Source organism: Gordonia sp. 135 (assembly GCF_009720185.1).
Lineage (GTDB): Bacteria > Actinomycetota > Actinomycetes > Mycobacteriales > Mycobacteriaceae > Gordonia > Gordonia alkanivorans.
In genome coordinates this window covers 3,057,574-3,075,198 of sequence record NZ_CP046257.1, presented here as the reverse complement: position 1 = coordinate 3,075,198, position 17,625 = coordinate 3,057,574, and the positions used below count along the sequence as shown (strand labels likewise).

The following is a 17,625-nucleotide window of genomic DNA, read 5'->3' as shown; positions in this document are numbered from 1 at the left end:
GTTCAGTCGCCGGTGGGCGTCCGCGGCGTTGCCGTGGCGTATCGGCTCGGCGAGCCGGTCGACGTGACCCGGCTCCTGCTGTTCCTCACGTCGCCGGAGGCGTCGTTCATCACGGGGGCGGAGTACGTCATCGACGGCGGACTCCTCCTCGGTCCGGCACTTCAGGCCGAGACCGCATGAACCCGTCCGCGAGTGAGGACCGGGGCGAGGTCACACCCGGCGGAAACATAGAATGGCGGCCGTGACATCACTCGACCCGACATCCGCGCCGCCCGAGAACGAGTTGCCGAAATCCTGGGACCCCGCCCAGCACGAGGCGACGCTCTACCAGGGCTGGGTCGATGCCGGCTACTTCACCGCCGACGCGAAGAGTGACAAGCCCCCGTTCTCGATCGTGATCCCGCCGCCCAATGTCAACGGGTCGCTGCACATGGGTCACGCCTACGAGCACGTCCTCATGGACGCGTTGTCGCGTCGTCGCCGGATGCAGGGCTACGAGGTGCTGTGGCTGCCCGGCATGGACCATGCCGCGATCGCCATGCAGACGATGGTCGAGCGCAAGCTGGCCGCCGAGGGCAAGACCCGCGACGACCTCGGCCGCGAGGCCTTCATCGAGCGCGTCTGGGCCGAGAAGGCCGAGATCGGCGGCAACATCGGTGAACAGATGCGCCGGCTCGGCGACAGCGTCGACTGGTCGCGCGAGCGCTTCACGATGGACGAGGGTCTGTCGCGTGCGGTGCACACGGTCTTCAAGAAGATGTTCGACGACGGGTTGATCTATCAGGCGGAGCGCCTGGTCAACTGGTCGCCGGTCCTCAAGACGGCGGTCAGCGACATCGAGGTCAGCTACGCCGACGTCGAGGGCGAACTCGTCAGCTTCCGTTACGGCTCGCTCGACGACTCCGAACCCCACATCGTGGTCGCCACGACGCGTCTGGAGACCATGCTCGGCGACACCGCGATCGCCGTGCACCCCGACGACGAGCGGTACAGGCACCTGATCGGCACCGAACTGCCGCACCCGTTCCTCGACCGGAACATCCCGATCGTCGCCGACGACTACGTCGACCCCGAATTCGGCAGCGGCGCAGTCAAGATCACCCCGGCGCACGACCCCAACGACTTCGCGCTCGGCCAGCGGCACAACCTGCCGATGCCGACGATCATGGACGAATCGGCCCGGATCGCCGACACCGGAACGCAATTCGACGGAATGGACCGTTTCGAGGCGCGCGTCAAGGTCCGCGAGGCGCTCGCCGAGCAGGGCCGCATCGTCAAGGAGGTGCGCCCGTATCTGCACAGCGTCGGACACTCCGAGCGCACCGGTGAGCCGATCGAACCGCGCCTGTCGATGCAGTGGTGGGTCGACGTCTCGTCGCTGGCGAAGTCCGCCGGCGACGCCGTCCGAGACGGCTCGACCGTGATCCATCCGAAGTCGATGGAGCCGCGCTGGTTCGGTTGGGTCGACGACATGCACGACTGGTGCATCTCGCGGCAGCTGTGGTGGGGCCATCGCATCCCGATCTGGTACGGCCCCGACGGCGAGGTCGTCTGCGTCGGACCCGACGAGAAGGCGCCGGAGGGTTACGTCCAGGAGACCGACGTCCTCGACACCTGGTTCTCCTCGGGCCTGTGGCCGTTCTCCACGATGGGCTGGCCGGATGAGACCGACGATCTCGAGAAGTTCTATCCCACTTCGGTTCTCGTCACCGGATACGACATCCTGTTCTTCTGGGTGGCGCGGATGATGATGTTCGGCACCTACGTCGGCAAGGACCTGGGCCCGGGCCGCGAGATCCCGTTCCACAACCTGTTCCTCCACGGCTTGGTCCGCGACGAGCACGGCCGCAAGATGTCGAAGTCGAAGGGCAACGGCATCGACCCACTCGACTGGGTGGAGCGCTTCGGCGCGGACGCACTGCGCTTCACGCTGGCGCGCGGCGCCAACCCGGGTGCCGACATCTCGGTGGGCGAGGACCATGCCCAGTCGTCGCGGAACTTCGCGACCAAGCTGTACAACGCGACGAAGTTCGCGCTGATGAACGGCGCCAAGGTTGCCGAGCTGCCCGCCGCGGAGGCACTGACCGACGCCGACCGCTGGATTCTCCGGCGCCTCGGCGAGGTGCTCGCCGAGGTCGACGCCGGTTTCGAGTCCTACGAGTTCTCCAAGGCGTGCGAGTCGCTCTACCACTTCGCCTGGGACGAGGTGTGCGACTGGTACCTCGAGCTGGCCAAGGTCCAGTTCGCCGAGAACGACGAGAAGCGTTCGGAGACGACCTCCATCGTGCTCGGCGCGGTCCTCGAGCCGCTGCTGCGGGCGCTGTCGCCGGTGATGCCGTTCGTCACCGAGGTGCTCTGGAAGACGCTCACCGGGGGCGAGTCGCTGGTGATCGCCGAGTGGCCGACGCCGTCCGGGCAGGACTGGTCCGCCGATTCGGCGGCCCGTGTCGCCGACCTGCAGCGACTCATCACCGAGGTCCGCCGCTTCCGCAGCGACCAGGGACTCCGCCCCGGTCAGCGGGTGGCCGCACAGTTCGACGGACTGGGGGAGTCGGGCATCGAGCCGCTGCTGCCCTATGTGCAGTCGCTGGCACGTCTCGATCCCGCCGGGCCCGGCTTCGGGGCCACCGCGACCATCGAGGTCCGGCTGTCCGTCGCGACCGTCACCGTCGCGATCGACACGTCGGGAACCGTGGACGTCGAGGCCGAGCGGAAGCGTCTCACCAAGGACCTGGCGGTCGCCGAGAAGGAGCTGGCGACCACCTCGGCCAAGCTCGGCAACGAGCAGTTCCTGTCCAAGGCCCCCGACCACGTGGTCAGCAAGATCCGTGATCGCCAGCGGATCGCGACCGAAGAGGTCGAGCGTCTGAACGCGAAACTGGCGAGTCTGGCCGGCGGCGCGTGAGCGACGAGACCGGCTTCCCCGAAGAGGATCCCGCCGTCGTCGGCGAGGATCCGCTGGGATTGTCGGAACTGCTCGACTCGGAGGGGCGGGCGGCGGACGCCGAGAACGACCGCCCACCGCTGACCGTCCACGACAGCGCCGACGATCTCGCCGAACTCGCCGAGGTCGAGGCCGAACTCGACACCCGCTGGCCCGAGACCAGGATCGAACCGTCGCTGACACGTATCGCGGCGCTCATGGATCTGCTCGGCTCGCCGCAGCACAGTTATCCGGCGATCCACGTCGCGGGCACCAACGGCAAGACGTCGGTGACGCGGATGATCGATGCGTTGATGACCGCGCTGCACCGGCGGACCGGACGCATCACCAGCCCGCACCTCCAGCGCGTCACCGAGCGGATCTCGGTGGACGGCAAGCCGATTCGTGCCCGGACCTACATCGACACCTACCGCGAGCTCGAGCCGTACATCACGATGGTCGACGACAGCTCGACCGCGGCCGGCGGGCCGCGCATGAGCAAGTTCGAGGTGCTGACCGCGATGGCCTATGCGGTGTTCGCCGAGGCGCCGGTCGACGTCGCGGTGGTCGAGACCGGCATGGGCGGACGCTGGGACGCCACCAACGTCATCGACGGCATCGTCTCGGTTATCACGCCGATCGCCATGGACCACGCCGACTATCTCGGTGACACGCTCTCCGCCATCGCGGGGGAGAAGGCCGGCATCATCAAGCCCGGTGAGCCGGATGCCGTCGGTGCCGTCGACCCGGTCACGATCATCGCCGAGCAGAACCCCGAGGTCATGGAGGTGCTGCTGCGCGCGGCGGTCGATGCGGGCACGGTCGTGGCCCGTCAGGGTTCGGAGTTCGCGGTCCTCGGATCGGCCACCGCCGTCGGTGGCCAGATGCTCACGATTCAGGGGTTGGGCGGCGTCTACGACGAGGTGTTCCTCCCGCTGCACGGTGCGCATCAGGCCGCCAACGCGTCGCTGGCGCTCGCCGCGGTCGAGGCGTTCTTCGGTGCCGGTCAGGACCGTCAGCTCGACATCGACGCGATCCGGAGCGGCTTCGCCACGGTCGGTAATCCCGGCCGCCTCGAGCGGCTCCGCAGCGCACCGACGGTCTTCGCCGACGCCGCGCACAATCCGCACGGCGCGAACGCACTGGCCCAGGCGCTGGCCGAGGAGTTCGACTTTCGGCGCCTCATCGGCGTGGTCGGCGTGCTCGGTGACAAGGACGCGCGGGGACTGCTCGAGGCGCTCGAGCCGGTGCTCGACACCGTCGTCGTCACCAACAACGGTTCGCCGCGTGCCCTCGACGCCGAGACGCTCGCGGAGTACGCGACCGAGGTGTTCGGCGAGGAACGGGTCGTCGTCCAGCCGTTCCTGCCCGACGCCGTCGAAGAAGCCATCGCCCTCGCGGAGGAAGCCGAGGGCCAACGAGTCTCGGGTGCGGGCGTCGTCATCACCGGCTCGGTCGTGACCGCCGGTGCCGCGCGCACCCTGTTCGGTAAGGAACCCTCATGACCCGGTACACCCCACCCGCCAACGACCCGTGGAAGGGCCTGCGCGGCGTGATGGCCGGGACGATGATCCTCGAGGTCATCGTCGTCATCCTGGCGTTCCCCATCGTCTGGCGTCTCGGCGGCGGTCTGACCTGGGTGTCCGGCGGATACCTGATCCTCCTCGTGCTCGCGATGATCGTGGCCGCCGGGATGCAGGGCCGCCCGTATGCGCTCAAACTCGACCTCGCCCTACAGGTGGCGGTGATCGCCGGTGGTGTCTTCCATTGGTCCATCGCCGCGGTCGGCGTGGTCTTCGGGTCGGTTTGGCTCTACATCGTCTACATCAAGCGGGATGTGGAGAAGCGCGTCGAAATGGGCATGCTCCCCGGTCAGGAACCGATCGACTGACCGGCCCCCACCTGGGTGGTCAACGCTGTCGGAGACCCCGGTTTGGTGGTCGCAAGACCTGTGGCCGGACCGTTATCGGCGAAGCGGAGCGGACTGCGGGAGTTGCTGCAACAATGGCGCAAGCCGAGGGGGAGCGGACCGGTTCCCGCCCGGCTTCCTTTTCATCGCGACCCGCAATCGCAGCGCCATCCAACGTGAGGACGTACGTGCAGTTCCTGTTTTCCCGGACACCCGCCGGTATCGATCGCCCCCGCACCTCCGCCCGTCTCGGCCGCACGGCCGGAACGGCGCTGCTCGGGGCGGCCGCCTTCGCGCTGAGCGCTCCCGCCGTCGCGTCGGCGGAACCCGCGCCCCAGCAGACGCCCCCGGCGCTCGAGGCGTTCGCGGTGCCCGAGGCAGGCGCGCCGGTCCCCGTCTCGCAGGGTGAGTTCAGCTACGTCGCGACCCATGCCATCACCAAGCGCGCAGCGGGGATGAAGGCGCCTGAGGCCATCGCGACCATGCCGGTGCCCGCCCAGTACCGTCCGGCGAATCTCGCTCTGGCGCAACAGTTCGACCTCGCTCTCGCCGGTGCGCTCGCGTCACCCGGTGGGTGTCTGCAGATCGTCGTCGACCCGCAGGCACGCTCCGGCAGCCTGTTCAACTACGGGTTCTTCCCGGTCGCCGGTGAGTACTGCTCCTGACCGTCGGAATCCTCCGGCCGGTCGATAAGGTGTCAGTCGTGACTGAACGCACTCTCGTACTCATCAAGCCGGACGGCGTCGAACGCTCGCTCGTCGGCGACATCATCAGCCGTATCGAGCGCAAGGGGCTCACCCTCGTCGCTCTCGAGCTCAAGACCGCAAGCGACGAGGTCGCCCGCGGCCACTACGCCGAACACGCGGACAAGCCCTTCTTCCCCTCGCTGCTGGAGTTCATCACCTCCGGCCCGCTGGTCGCCGCCGTCCTGGAGGGTCCGCGCGCCATCGCGGCCTTCCGCCAGATCGCCGGCGGCACCGATCCCGTGGAGAAGGCAGTGCCCGGCACCATCCGCGGCGACCTCGCCCTGAACACGCAGTACAACCTGGTCCACGGCTCGGACTCCCCGGAATCGGCCGAGCGTGAGATCGCCATCTGGTTCCCCGAACTCGCTGGCTGACCGGGGTCACCTCGGTTCGACTCGGTTCGACTCGGTTCGACGCGCGTGTCAAACGCGCATACTTTGCGGTCATCCGACCCCCGTGTGGGATACTTGCAGGGTTATCGCCGACACACTTTGTCGACGATGGCCGGATGACGCGCCTTGGTTCGGCGCGTCGCGGTGCGGCAGTCTCGCACCGCGACGCCCACAACCACAGCTGACCCCGCCGAGGTTCGTACTGCTGCCAGCAGCCGAACACTCAGGCTTCGCCCTGTGCCCGGTGTCGTGGAAGGCGCCCGGGATGCGGTCATCGACACAGCAAGAGCGTTCTCTGCTGAACCGACACTCGGCTCAGCGTGATGACGCGCAGACCACACAACACCGGCCATACGTGGACCGGGACACAGAGCAGACCCTCGCGTGGCCGCGTCAGCCCGACGCGCCCGGGGGTTCGAGGAGACTGAGTGACCGACAACGGGTCACCGGCTGACGCGAACGCAGCGCCAGAACCGGTGGAAGAATTTCCCAGCAAACTTCGTGTGCACGCACTGGCCCGCTTCCTGGGCCTGACGAGTCGGCAGGTGCTTGCGCACCTGGCCAATCTCGGGGTGCAGACACGCAGCCCCCAATCGAGCGTCGACCGTGAGTTGGCGCAGGCCGTGGCCGAACGGGTGCGGGCGAACGTCGATGCGGACGAGCCCGGCGTGACGCCGGCCGCCGCCGAGGAGGCCGCCCCCGAGGCGGCAGCCGACGTAGCCGCCACGACGGCAGAACCGGTCGCCGAGGAACCGGCCGCCCAGGAGCCCGCCCCCGAGGCGGAGGCCCCGACGGCCGACGAACCGCCGAGCCTGTTCTCGGCCGCCTCGACGCGATACGACGAGCCGGTTGCCACGCCCGCCGCCGAGTCCGACGCGTCCTACGGCACCCAGCCGCTGTTCCTGCAGCCGCAGGCCCCGGCCGACAAGCCGAAGGCAACCCGCGCGGCCAAGCAGGCGGACAAGACCGAGCAGGTCGACAAGCCCGCGAAGGCCGACGACTCGGACAAGCCGGAGGAAGCGTCGTCCACCGACGCCGATTCCGGCGCGACGACTCAGGAAGCCAAGGCACCCGAGACGAAGGTTGCCGAGACGAAGATTGCCGAGACGAAGGCTCCCGAAGCGGAGACCGTCGACTCGGATGTCTCCGACGAGACCGGCGCGGAGAACACCGACAGCTCCGACTCCGAGAGCGGTGACAACTCCGACACCGACGACTCGGGATCGGGTCGTAACCGTCGTCGGCGTCGCGGACGTCGTGGTCGCGGCCGCGGTCGCGGTGACCAGGGCGGTGACGGCGAGTCGGGCGATGCCTCGGACGACGACAACACCGACGACACCGACGACAAGGCCGAGGACACGACCCCCGACGTCGACTCCTCGACCGAGTCCGGCGAGACGACGACGGACGAGGCTGCAGACGATTCGAAGTCGGACGAGCCGACTTCTCGCCGCCGACGCCGTCGTCGGTCGGGGTCGGACACCTCGGAGGAGGCCGACCGCAAGGACTCTGCCTCCGACGACTCGTCGAAGGGCGAGTCGAAGGACGACGATTCCGATGACGACTCGGACGACAACGACGACGAGTCCGGTGACGATTCGGGTGAGGCGTCCTCGACCCGCCGCCGGCGTCGGCGTCGCCGCCGCAAGGGCGGGGGAGAGCCCGACGAGGGTTCGCCGGACGATCCGCCGAACACCGTCGTCCACGAGCGTGAACCCCGCAGCAAGCGGGCGCGCGACGAGGTGCAGGGCATCTCCGGTTCGACGCGACTCGAGGCCAAGCGTCAGCGCCGCCGCGACGGCCGCGACGCCGGTCGCCGGCGTCCGCCGATCCTGACCGAGTCGGAGTTCCTGGCCCGTCGTGAGGCCGTGGACCGCGTGATGGTGGTGCGCGAGCGCAGCGCCAACAGCAGCATCACCGACAGCGACGGCCACGACCATGCCGCGGTGGAGGACTACACCCAGGTCGCGGTCCTCGAGGACGGTGTCCTCGTCGAACACTTCGTCACCACGGCGACGTCGTCGTCGATGGTCGGCAACATCTACCTCGGCCGCGTCCAGAACGTGCTGCCCGGCATGGAGGCGGCCTTCGTCGACATCGGTCGCGGTCGCAACGGCGTGTTGTACGCCGGCGAGGTCAACTGGGACGCCGCCGGACTCGACGGCGGCTCGCGGAAGATCGAGCAGGCGCTCAAGCCCGGCGACCACGTGCTCGTACAGGTCAGCAAGGACCCGGTGGGACACAAGGGTGCCCGCCTGACCACGCAGATCTCGCTGGCCGGCCGGTACCTCGTCTACGTGCCCGGCGGGTCGTCGACCGGTATCAGCCGCAAGCTGCCCGACGTCGAGCGCAAGCGTCTCAAGCAGATCCTGTCGAAGCTGGTCCCCGAGGACGCCGGCGTGATCATCCGCACCGCCTCCGAGGGAGTGAGCGCCGAGGAGCTCGGTGCCGACATCGCCCGCCTCGAGGCGAAGTGGAAGTCGATCGAGGAGTCGGTCGAGAGCGTCAAGAAGTCCGGCTCCGGCGCGCCGAAGGCCCTCTACGAGGAGCCCGACCTGCTGGTCCGCGTGGTTCGCGACCTGTTCAACGAGGATTTCAAGAAGCTCGTCGTCGAGGGCGACAAGGCGTGGAACCTCGTCGAGGGCTACGTCAGCTCGGTTGCGCCCGACCTCATGGAGCGGGTGGAGAAGTTCAGCAAGCCGCATGCGGATGCCCCGGACTCGTTTGTGGTCCACCGCATCGACGAGCAGCTCGCGAAGGCGCTCGACCGCAAGGTGTGGCTGCCCTCGGGCGGCACGCTGATCATCGAGCACACCGAGGCGATGACGGTCGTTGACGTCAACACCGGCAAGTTCACCGGTTCGGGCGGAAACCTCGAGGAGACGGTCACCCGTAACAACCTCGAGGCGGCCGAGGAGATCGTGCGGCAGATGCGTCTGCGCGACATCGGCGGCATGATCATCGTCGACTTCATCGACATGGTCCTCGAGTCGAACCGGGACCTGGTGCTGCGTCGCCTCACCGAGGCGCTGGCGCGGGACCGCACCCGTCACCAGGTGTCCGAGGTGACCTCGCTCGGCCTGGTCCAGATGACCCGCAAGCGTCTCGGAACCGGTCTGCTCGAAGCATTCTCGACCCCGTGCACCTCGTGTGGCGGGCGTGGACTCATCGTGCACGCGAATCCGGTCGAGGTGCGCGGCGACGATTCGGCGAAGTCGGACGGCGCGGGCTCCAAGCGTTCGCGCCGCGGCAAGAAGAAGTCGGAGGCCCCCGCCGAGGTGGCGGCGCCCAAGGCGGCTCCTCCGGCGATCCCGCCGCACAAGCCCGCCGCCGAGCACCCGTTGTTCCGGGCGATGGCCGCGAATCACCACGACGACGAACATCCCGAGGGCGAGCACCACGAGGGTGAGCACGTCGAGGTCGAGCAGGCTGTCGCGACTGCCGCCGAGACCCCGCCGGAGACGGAGCCAGCGCAGGCCCAGGAACCCACCAGGGCTGACGAACCCACCAAGGCCGACGAACCCACCAAGGTCGAAGAACCCGCCGAGGCCGCGGAACCGGCCGCGTCGACCGACGGCCAGGCGCCTGCGGCGAAGCGTCGCCGACGGGTGGTCCGGCGTCCGGCGCAGACGACGACCGCACCGGAGAACGTGGTGATGACGGCCGTGGACGCGGCTCCGGAAGCGCCCAAGACCACCTTCGGTCCCGTCTCCACGGGAGAGCCGGTGGTTGCGGTGCGTCGACGCCCACGGAAGCGGACGGCGGGCAGGCCCGCCGGACCGCCGCCGGCAGAAAGCTGAGGTCCGAGGTGAGGGACCGGCGGGGCGAGTTTGACCCGGCCGCCGCCGTTCCCGTAACCTTGGAAAGTCGCCTCCCGCGGAGGGTCTGCGCTGTTCTGCGTGCCACGTGCACCGGCAGCGGCGTGAATCCCGTGGCAGGCCCTCTGGTGTGATCTACAGCCACTCCCGGTCAGCTGACTGGGTCGACTGCGGCCCGCACCGGCATGCACACAACGAACGCCTTCGAGAGTGCCTCGGCGCTGGCGAAGGGCCCGACCAGACGAGTAAGAGGAAGAACTTCGATGGCAACGTACGCGATCGTCAAGACCGGCGGTAAGCAGTACAAGGTCGCTGAGGGCGACATTGTCAAGGTCGAGAAGATCGACGGAGAGATCGGCGCCACGGTGAGCCTGCCGGTCGCGCTTGTCGTCGACGGATCGAACCTGACCACCGACGCCGACAAGCTGGCCAAGATCTCGGTCACCGGCGAGGTCGTGGAGCACGTCAAGGGCCCCAAGATCCGCATTCACAAGTTCAAGAACAAGACCGGCTACCACAAGCGCCAGGGTCACCGTCAGAAGCTGACGGTCCTGAAGGTCACCGGCATCAAGTAGTTCGACAAGCTTCGCGAAGACCTCAGGAGGACTGACACATGGCACATAAGAAGGGCGCATCCAGCTCCCGCAACGGTCGCGATTCCAATGCCCAGCGACTCGGCGTGAAGCGCTTCGGTGGCCAGCAGGTGAGCGCAGGAGAGATCCTCGTTCGTCAGCGTGGCACCAAGTTCCACCCCGGCGTGAACGTCGGTCGCGGTGGCGACGACACCCTGTTCGCGCTCGCCGCGGGCGCGGTGGAGTTCGGCAGCAAGCGTGGCCGCAAGACGGTCAACATCGTCCCGGAAACCGCTCAGGTCTGACCCGAGCACTCCGGCACGACAAGCCTTTTCGCAGGGCGGGCAGGGTCATCACGTACCCGGCCCGCTCTGTTCTTTTTTGACGGAAGAAGGATTCGATGTCACGGTTCGTCGACCGCGTGACCATTCACGTCGCGGCGGGCAACGGTGGCCACGGTTGCGCCTCGGTTCACCGGGAGAAGTTCAAACCTCTCGGCGGCCCGGACGGCGGCAACGGCGGTAACGGCGGGTCGGTGCGACTCGTCGTCGACCCGCAGGTGCACACCCTGCTCGATTTCCACTTCCGTCCGCATGCCAAGGCGGGCAACGGCAAGCCCGGCGCCGGTGACAACCGCGACGGTGCCATGGGTGAGGACCTGGTCCTCAACGTGCCCGACGGTACGGTCGTCCTCGACGAGAACGGCACGATCCTCGCCGACCTCGTCGGCACCGGTACGACCTTCGAAGCCGCTCAGGGTGGCCGCGGTGGTCTCGGCAACGCCTCGCTCGCGTCGAAAGCCCGTAAGGCTCCCGGGTTCGCACTCCTGGGTGAGGAGGGCCAGCAGCGTTCGCTCGTCCTCGAGCTGAAGTCGGTGGCCGACGTCGGCCTCGTCGGCTTCCCGTCGGCGGGCAAGTCGTCGCTGGTGTCGGTGCTGTCGGCGGCCAAGCCGAAGATCGCCGACTACCCGTTCACCACGCTCGTGCCGAACCTCGGTGTGGTCCAGACCGCCGGTGACGTGTTCACCATCGCCGATGTGCCGGGTCTGATCCCGGGCGCCTCGACCGGTCGTGGTCTCGGCCTGGAGTTCCTGCGCCATCTCGAGCGGTGTGCTGTCCTCGCGCACGTCGTCGACTGCGCGACCCTCGAGCCCGGACGCGACCCGGTGTCCGACATCGACGCCCTCGAAGCCGAACTCGCCGCCTACAAGCCGGCACTCGACGCCGATCACGGTCTCGGTGACCTGGCCGAGCGGCCGCGTGTGGTGATCCTCAACAAGGTGGACGTCCCCGACGCCGCCGAACTCGCCGATCTCGTGGAACCCGAACTCGCCGAACGCGGTTGGCCCGTGTTCCGGATCTCGGCAGTGGCCCACGAGGGTCTGCGGGAACTGACCTTCGCGCTGGCGAAGATGGTCCGCGAGTACCGGGAAGCCCAGCCCGCCAAGACACCTCGCCGGGCGATCATCCGTCCGAAGGCCGTCGACGACACCGGTTTCACCATCGTCCGCGACCCCGAGATCGAGGGCGGCTTCATCGTCTACGGCACGCGGCCGGAGCGCTGGATCGCCCAGACGCAGTTCGACAACGACGAGGCCGTCGGTTACCTGGCCGATCGTCTCAACCGCCTCGGCGTCGAGGACGAACTGGTGAAGATGGGTGCCGAAACCGGCGCCCCGGTCACCATCGGTGCGGTCACCTTCGACTGGGAGCCGAGCACGCCCATGGGCGACGACGTCCCGGTCACCGGGCGTGGCACCGACATCCGACTCGACCGCAACGACCGTGTGGGTGCCGCCGAACGCAAGCAGGCCCGCCGGTTGCGGCGCGGACTGCCCGTCGAGGACGGAGAGCAGGACCAGTCGTGACCGCGGAGGTCGGCATCGAGGTGCGCGGCGTGCGGGAACAGATCGCGCACGCGCGCAGCGTGGTGGTGAAGATCGGCTCGTCGGCGCTGACCGACCTGGCCGAGGGACTCGACCGGGACCGGCTCGACGCCCTGGCGGACGCGCTCGAGGCGCGGATGCGCGCCGGCTCCGACGTCATCGTCGTGTCGTCGGGTGCGATCGGCGCGGGCATCGCCCCGCTCGGTCTCAAGAAGCGTCCGACCGACCTCGCCACCAAGCAGGCCGCGGCCAGCGTCGGACAGCTCGCCCTGGCGCACGCATGGGGTACTTCCTTCGCTCGGTACGGTCGCACCGTCGGGCAGGTCCTGCTGACCGCCGACGACATCTCGAACCGCTCGCATCACGCCAATGCCCAACGCACACTTGACCGTCTGCGGTCGCTCGGTGCGGTTGCCGTGGTCAACGAGAACGACACGGTCGCGACCAACGAGATCCGGTTCGGCGACAACGACCGGCTCGCCGCGCTCGTCGCCCACCTCAGCGGGGCGGACGCCCTGGTGCTCCTCTCCGACGTCGACGGCCTGTACGACGGCGACCCGCGCAAGGTCGGCGTGGACGGTCGGCGGGCGCGTCTGATCCCTGAGGTGAACGGGCCCGAGGACCTCGACGGCGTCATCGCCGGATCCGGGGGAACGCTCGGCACCGGCGGGATGGCCTCGAAGCTCGCCGCGGCCCGTCTGTCCGCGGACGCCGGTGTCCCGGTTCTGCTCGCCGCCGCGTCGTCCGCCGCGCAGGCGCTGGCCGATGCCTCGGTGGGCACGGTGTTCGCTGCCCGCGAGGAGCGGTTGTCCGCACGTCGCTTCTGGGTGCGTCACGCCGCCGACGCGCGGGGGAGGATCGTCCTCGACGACGGTGCGGTGGCAGCCGTATCCCGCAGGCGCCGTTCGCTTCTCGCAGCCGGCGTGGTCGGCGTCGAGGGCCGGTTCTTCGACGGCGACGTCGTCGAGCTGGTGGACCAGCGGGGCGTCGTGAAGGCGCGCGGGGTGGCATCCTATGACTTCGACGACATCACGTCGATGATCGGCCGTCAGACCGACGAACTCCCGCCCGAACTGCAGCGTCCCGTGGTGCACGCCGACGACCTCGTCGTCGTCTCGCGCTGAGCGTTGCCCGCTCGCGGACCTAGCGGTTCGCGAGCGCCGGTAGCACCACCCCGGCCCGGTGGTCGATCTTGAGCGATGCCAGCTCGTCGGCGCGGGTGTGGCCGCGATTGACGATGATCAACGGTTTGCCGGCGCGATGCGCCCTCCGAGCGAACCGAAGGCCCGACATGACCGTCAGCGACGATCCGACCACGAGTAGGGCATCCGCCTCGTCAACCGCCGAGAATGATTGCTCGACAAGAGGTTTGGGAACCGTCTCGCCGAAGTAGACGATGTCGGGTTTGAGGATGCCGCCGCAGTGCGGGCAGTCGATCATCCGGAAGTCCGTGGTGTCGGCGAGCATCGCGTCGGCGTCTGGCGCGACCTCGATGGCCCCACGCCCAGCCACGCGTTCGGCGAATCCGGTGTTGATCTCCTCGAGCTGTTGCGCGAGACGGTGCCGGGAGATCCGCCAGTCACACCGCAGGCAGCGCACGCGGCCGTAGCAGCCGTGCAGCTCCAGCACGCCCCTCGTCCCGGCCTTGGTGTGCAGCATGTCGACGTTCTGGGTGATCACCGCGGACACCCGGCCCTGGTCCTGCAGGCCGGTGAGTGCGAGGTGTGCCGGGTTGGGGAGGGCGGCGTCCATGTGGCGCCAGCCGACGTGGTTGCGTGCCCAGTAGTGCCGCCGGAACTCGGGGGAGGACAGGAACATCTCCAGGGTCATCGGCGTGCGCGGCGGCGACCCCGGGCTGCGGTAGTCGGGGATGCCCGAGTCGGTGGAGATGCCGGCGCCGGTCAGGACCGCGGTTCGGCGGCCGGCCAGGATGTCCGACGCGAGATCGATACGCTCGGCGACGTCGTCGTCGAGCGGTGTGTGGTCGGCCGGGGCGTGGCCGAGCTGAAGACGAGTGCGCACCCTGCCCAGGATAGGCGCGACTCAGACCGCGTCGACCTGGTCCAGCGCCGCGGTGGTCTGCGCGACAAACCATCGTTCCCACCGGTCGGGGGTCCACCCCCGATCTCCGACGAGGCGGAGCCAGGCGGTGCGCGAGGCGAGCATCCACATCGAGTCCACGTGCTCGTCGGCCGGCTCTTCTCCGAGGATCAGCGTGAGCGCCCAGCGCACCTCGGCCCAGCGGGTCTGTTCACGCTGGTCCCGCAGGATCGCCGCGTCGTCGTCGGTGACCGCGGCCTGGTCGAGAACGTGCTGGATGGCGGCCGACCGGAGGTGCGCGGCACTGAGCCAGCTCGCGGCAGCCCGGATGCGTGTGGCTCGATCGCCGTGTCCCATCGCCTGGTATTCAGTGGTCTCGCGGACCGGAACGGTCTCGTCGCGGCGCAGTGCCGAGACGATGCACGCGTCGAGCAGGTCGAGTTTGTCGGCGAACTGCCGGTAGACGGTGGGCCGTGTCAGCCCGGCGCGGGCCGCGACGGCGGCCATCGTCGTCGTCACCCAGCCTTCCTGGCAGAACATGGTGGTGGCGGTGTCGATGACCAGGGCGCGATTCTCGCGGGCGCGTGTCATTCGTAAAGCCGACGAGTAGGACCTGACCACGGGGATCAGTCTAGACATAATTCGAAATACACGGTGTAATGCCAATTATGGGTGACCCGCTCCGGGTGACCACCACGGGCGGGAGCGGCCATGACCGAATTCGATGTACCGACGCGTTTGGGGCGCATACGCGTTCGCGACGTCGGCGAGGGGCCGCCGGCGGTCCTGTGGCACAGCATGTTCGTCGATTCGGGTAGCTGGGATCGGATCGTTCCCGGGCTCGCGGGCCGACGACGGCTGTTCATCGTCGACGCCCCGTGGTGCGGTGCGAGCGAGAAGTCAGCCGCCGCCGCCGACATCGAGGCGTGTGCGGATGCCGCGCGGGAGATCATCGCGACGGTGGGGGATGTGTGCGGTGCCGAGGCCGTCGACTGGGTGGGCAACGCGTGGGGCGGTCACGTCGGCATGCATCTGGCCGCCGTCGAGCCGGAGCGGATCAACACACTGGTCGCGATGAGTGCGCCGACCCGTCCGATCGACCGGGCACTGCGGCGCCGGATCGGACTCCTGTTGCCGATGTACCGCGTCATCGGTGCGCGAGGCCCGGTGTGGTCGGCGATCTCGACCACGCTGTTCACCGACCGGACACGCAGCGACGATCCGGAGGCGATCGCGGTGTTGCGGCGCGGACTCCGGGCTTCCGGGCGGTCGATGATCCCGGCCATCCGCACAGCCATTCTGAACCGCACGGACCTCACGTGGGCGGCTGCGCGGATCACCTGTCCGGTGCTGTTCGTGACGACCGACGACCGCGGCGAGTGGACACCCGAGGAGGCCCGCGAGGTCGCGGCCACCATGCTCGATGCCCGTGAGGTCACCATCCGGGAGGCCCGGGTGATCCCGGCTCTCGAGCAGCCGGGCCAGACCGTTGACGCGGTGCTGGACTTCTGGGCGCAGAAGGCAGAAGAATCGCCACTCCCGGCGACAACCGCTGATAGCTAGCGATTGTCACCGGAAGTGGCGATCCTGGTGGGTCTTCTCAGGGGGCCGATCAGGAGGCCGCGGTCTCCTCGATGGCATCCTCGGCATGCTTGCCGGTCGGCTGCGGGACGGCGACCAGGGGGTACACGCCGTTCTCGTCGTGGACCTCGGTGCCGACCACCGGGGGATTGAACACGCACAGCATGCGCATCGGCGTGTCGGCGGTGACCGTGTGGCGTTCGTGGCCGTCCAGCAGATACATCGTGCCGGGGGCCAGGGGATGGGTCTCACCGGTCTCCCGGTTGAGCAGGGTGCCGGTGCCCTCGACAAGCCAGACGGCCTCGATGTGGTTGGCGTAGTGGAACTCGTTGACGCTGCCGGCTTCGATGGTGGTCTCGTGGAACGAGAACCCCACACCGTCGCCGCCGAGGACGATTCGCTTGGAGCGCCAGTGGCCGTCGGCCACGTCACGCTCGGTTCCGGTGATCTCTTCGGTGGTTCGGACGATCATCCGATCACCTCCTTGACTGCGTCGGAAAGGATGGACAGGCCGCGGTCGAGGTCCTCGCGCGAGATGGTCAACGGCGGGAGCAGCTTGACGACCTCGTCGGACGGACCCGACGTCTCGGCCAGCAAACCTGCGCCGAAGGCCAGCGCGCAGACCTTGCCTGCTGCCGTGTGTTCCTCGAACGCCAGGCCGCGGACCATGCCGCGACCGCGCGTCGAGATTCCCTCGTAGCGGTTGCAGAGGTCGGAGAAGACCTCGTGGATGCGCTCACCCTTTGTGTGGATGTCACGGCTCAGGGTGTCGTCGGACCAGTAGGCCTCGATGGCCTTGGCGGCGGTGACGAACGCGGGGTTGTTGCCGCGGAAGGTTCCGTTGTGCTCCCCGGGGGTCCAGACGTCGAGCTCCGGCTTGAACAGCGTCAGGGCGAACGGCAGACCGTAGCCGCTGATCGACTTCGACAGGGTGACGATGTCGGGCTTGATGCCGGCTTCCTCGAAGGAGAAGAACTCGCCGGTGCGGCCGCAACCCATCTGGACGTCGTCGACGATGAGCAGGATGTCGCGGCGCTCACACAGGTCGGCCAGGGCGCGCAGCCATTCGGCGCGTGCGACGTTGACGCCGCCCTCGCCCTGCACGGTCTCGACGATGACTGCGGCGGGGCGGTTGAGGCCACTGCCCGAGTCGTCGAGGACGCGCTCGAACCAGGCGAAGTCTTCCATGACGCCGCCGAAGTAGTTGTCGAACGGCATCGGGGTCGCATGGACCAGGGGGATGCCGGCGCCGGCACGCTTCATCGAGTTGCCGGTCACCGACAGCGAGCCCAGCGTCATGCCGTGGAAGGCGTTGGTGAAGCTGATGATCGACTCGCGGCCGGTCACCTTGCGGGCCAGCTTGAGTGCCGACTCGACGGCATTGGTGCCCGTGGGTCCGGGGAACTGGATCTTGTAGTCGAGTCCGCGGGGCTCGAGAATGTGCTTGGTGAACTTCTCGATGAAGTTGCCCTTGGCGACGGTGGCCATGTCCAGTCCATGGGTGATGCCGTCGGACTGGATGTACTCGATCAGAGCTTTCTTGAGCACGTCGTTGTTGTGGCCGTAGTTCAGCGAACCTGCGCCGGCGAAGAAGTCCAGGTACTCCCGACCGTTCTGGTCGGTGATGTAGGAGCCCTTGGCGGTGGTGAAGACCGCCGGCCAGTTGCGGCAGTAGCTGCGGACCTCGGACTCGTGCGTGGTGAACACAGAGTCGTCGAAAGTCTTGTCGAGAACAGGGGTGGTGTCGAGAAGTTGCATG

General features: G+C 68.4%; 16 protein-coding genes. 12 read left to right on the top strand and 4 right to left on the bottom strand.

Features of this window, described 5'->3' with window-relative positions:
- Positions 1–12: 12 nt before the first annotated feature.
- The 11 genes from GKZ92_RS13890 to proB all read left to right on the top strand — a co-directional run bounded on the left by GKZ92_RS13890 (position 13) and on the right by proB (position 13,369).
- Positions 13–180: an SDR family oxidoreductase gene (locus GKZ92_RS13890; RefSeq protein ID WP_006357951.1), complete on the top strand. Its 168-nt coding sequence runs from the start codon at positions 13–15 to the stop codon at positions 178–180.
- 52 nt (positions 181–232) lie between these two features.
- Positions 233–2,905: a valine--tRNA ligase gene (locus tag GKZ92_RS13885; RefSeq protein WP_006357950.1), complete on the top strand. Its 2,673-nt coding sequence runs from the start codon at positions 233–235 to the stop codon at positions 2,903–2,905.
- Positions 2,902–4,428 carry a bifunctional tetrahydrofolate synthase/dihydrofolate synthase gene (gene folC / locus GKZ92_RS13880; RefSeq protein WP_035754081.1) on the top strand — a complete coding sequence of 509 codons (1,527 nt, stop codon included), beginning with the start codon at positions 2,902–2,904 and terminating at the stop codon, positions 4,426–4,428. Before GKZ92_RS13885 ends, folC begins: the two co-directional genes overlap by 4 nt.
- Positions 4,425–4,814 (top strand): DUF4233 domain-containing protein, encoded by a 390-nt coding sequence (locus GKZ92_RS13875; RefSeq protein WP_006357948.1) that lies wholly within the window; start codon positions 4,425–4,427, stop codon positions 4,812–4,814. Before folC ends, GKZ92_RS13875 begins: the two co-directional genes overlap by 4 nt.
- 206 nt (positions 4,815–5,020) lie before the next feature.
- A complete protein-coding gene (locus GKZ92_RS13870; protein WP_006357947.1) occupies positions 5,021–5,497 on the top strand; it encodes a hypothetical protein in 477 nt (158 codons plus the stop codon).
- A 38-nt stretch (positions 5,498–5,535) separates the two neighbouring features.
- A complete protein-coding gene (ndk, locus tag GKZ92_RS13865; RefSeq protein WP_006357946.1) occupies positions 5,536–5,952 on the top strand; it encodes a nucleoside-diphosphate kinase in 417 nt (138 codons plus the stop codon).
- Between the two features lie 446 nt (positions 5,953–6,398).
- The gene (locus tag GKZ92_RS13860) at positions 6,399–9,770 is read left to right on the top strand and encodes a translation initiation factor IF-2 N-terminal domain-containing protein (protein ID WP_035754082.1); all 3,372 of its coding nucleotides are present in this window, start codon (positions 6,399–6,401) and stop codon (positions 9,768–9,770) included.
- A 281-nt stretch (positions 9,771–10,051) separates the two neighbouring features.
- Positions 10,052–10,363, top strand: a complete 312-nt coding sequence (rplU, locus tag GKZ92_RS13855) for a 50S ribosomal protein L21 (protein ID WP_006357944.1) — start codon at positions 10,052–10,054, stop codon at positions 10,361–10,363.
- A 38-nt stretch (positions 10,364–10,401) separates the two neighbouring features.
- Entirely contained in the window at positions 10,402–10,665 is a 264-nt protein-coding gene (rpmA, locus tag GKZ92_RS13850) for a 50S ribosomal protein L27 (protein ID WP_005198946.1), read from the top strand.
- A 95-nt stretch (positions 10,666–10,760) separates the two neighbouring features.
- Positions 10,761–12,227 carry a GTPase ObgE gene (obgE, locus tag GKZ92_RS13845; RefSeq protein WP_155225352.1) on the top strand — a complete coding sequence of 489 codons (1,467 nt, stop codon included), beginning with the start codon at positions 10,761–10,763 and terminating at the stop codon, positions 12,225–12,227.
- Positions 12,224–13,369 carry a glutamate 5-kinase gene (proB, locus tag GKZ92_RS13840; RefSeq protein WP_035754084.1) on the top strand — a complete coding sequence of 382 codons (1,146 nt, stop codon included), beginning with the start codon at positions 12,224–12,226 and terminating at the stop codon, positions 13,367–13,369. Before obgE ends, proB begins: the two co-directional genes overlap by 4 nt.
- Positions 13,370–13,388: 19 nt before the next feature.
- Here the strand turns inward: proB and GKZ92_RS13835 are convergent, their stop codons facing one another.
- Positions 13,389–14,267, bottom strand: a complete 879-nt coding sequence (locus GKZ92_RS13835; RefSeq protein ID WP_006357941.1) for a Sir2 family NAD-dependent protein deacetylase — start codon at positions 14,265–14,267, stop codon at positions 13,389–13,391.
- A gap of 21 nt (positions 14,268–14,288) precedes the next feature.
- Positions 14,289–14,876, bottom strand: a complete 588-nt coding sequence (locus tag GKZ92_RS13830; protein WP_006357940.1) for a TetR/AcrR family transcriptional regulator — start codon at positions 14,874–14,876, stop codon at positions 14,289–14,291.
- Between the two features lie 120 nt (positions 14,877–14,996).
- Between GKZ92_RS13830 and GKZ92_RS13825 the strand changes: the two genes are divergently transcribed.
- Entirely contained in the window at positions 14,997–15,848 is an 852-nt protein-coding gene (locus GKZ92_RS13825) for an alpha/beta fold hydrolase (protein ID WP_006357939.1), read from the top strand.
- A 49-nt stretch (positions 15,849–15,897) separates the two neighbouring features.
- Here GKZ92_RS13825 and GKZ92_RS13820 read toward each other — a convergent pair whose 3' ends face one another.
- Both GKZ92_RS13820 and ectB read right to left on the bottom strand, forming a co-directional pair.
- Entirely contained in the window at positions 15,898–16,338 is a 441-nt protein-coding gene (locus tag GKZ92_RS13820; protein ID WP_042375860.1) for an ectoine synthase, read from the bottom strand.
- Positions 16,335–17,624 carry a diaminobutyrate--2-oxoglutarate transaminase gene (ectB, locus tag GKZ92_RS13815; protein WP_035754087.1) on the bottom strand — a complete coding sequence of 430 codons (1,290 nt, stop codon included), beginning with the start codon at positions 17,622–17,624 and terminating at the stop codon, positions 16,335–16,337. The genes GKZ92_RS13820 and ectB overlap by 4 nt, the downstream gene beginning before the upstream one ends.
- Between the last annotated feature and the right edge of the window lies 1 nt (position 17,625).

Bases quoted from the DNA above. Each gene is read 5' to 3' on its own strand.
- GKZ92_RS13885 (WP_006357950.1), top strand. From the start codon at position 233: ATGGCGGCCGTGACATCACTCGACCCGACATCCGCGCCGCCCGAGAAC.
- GKZ92_RS13875 (WP_006357948.1), top strand. From the start codon at position 4,425: ATGACCCGGTACACCCCACCCGCCAACGACCCGTGGAAGGGCCTGCGC.
- rplU (WP_006357944.1), top strand. From the start codon at position 10,052: ATGGCAACGTACGCGATCGTCAAGACCGGCGGTAAGCAGTACAAGGTC.
- rpmA (WP_005198946.1), top strand. From the start codon at position 10,402: ATGGCACATAAGAAGGGCGCATCCAGCTCCCGCAACGGTCGCGATTCC.
- obgE (WP_155225352.1), top strand. From the start codon at position 10,761: ATGTCACGGTTCGTCGACCGCGTGACCATTCACGTCGCGGCGGGCAAC.
- GKZ92_RS13830 (WP_006357940.1), bottom strand. From the start codon at position 14,876: ATGACACGCGCCCGCGAGAATCGCGCCCTGGTCATCGACACCGCCACC.
- GKZ92_RS13825 (WP_006357939.1), top strand. From the start codon at position 14,997: ATGACCGAATTCGATGTACCGACGCGTTTGGGGCGCATACGCGTTCGC.
- GKZ92_RS13820 (WP_042375860.1), bottom strand. From the start codon at position 16,338: ATGATCGTCCGAACCACCGAAGAGATCACCGGAACCGAGCGTGACGTG.
- ectB (WP_035754087.1), bottom strand. From the start codon at position 17,624: ATGCAACTTCTCGACACCACCCCTGTTCTCGACAAGACTTTCGACGAC.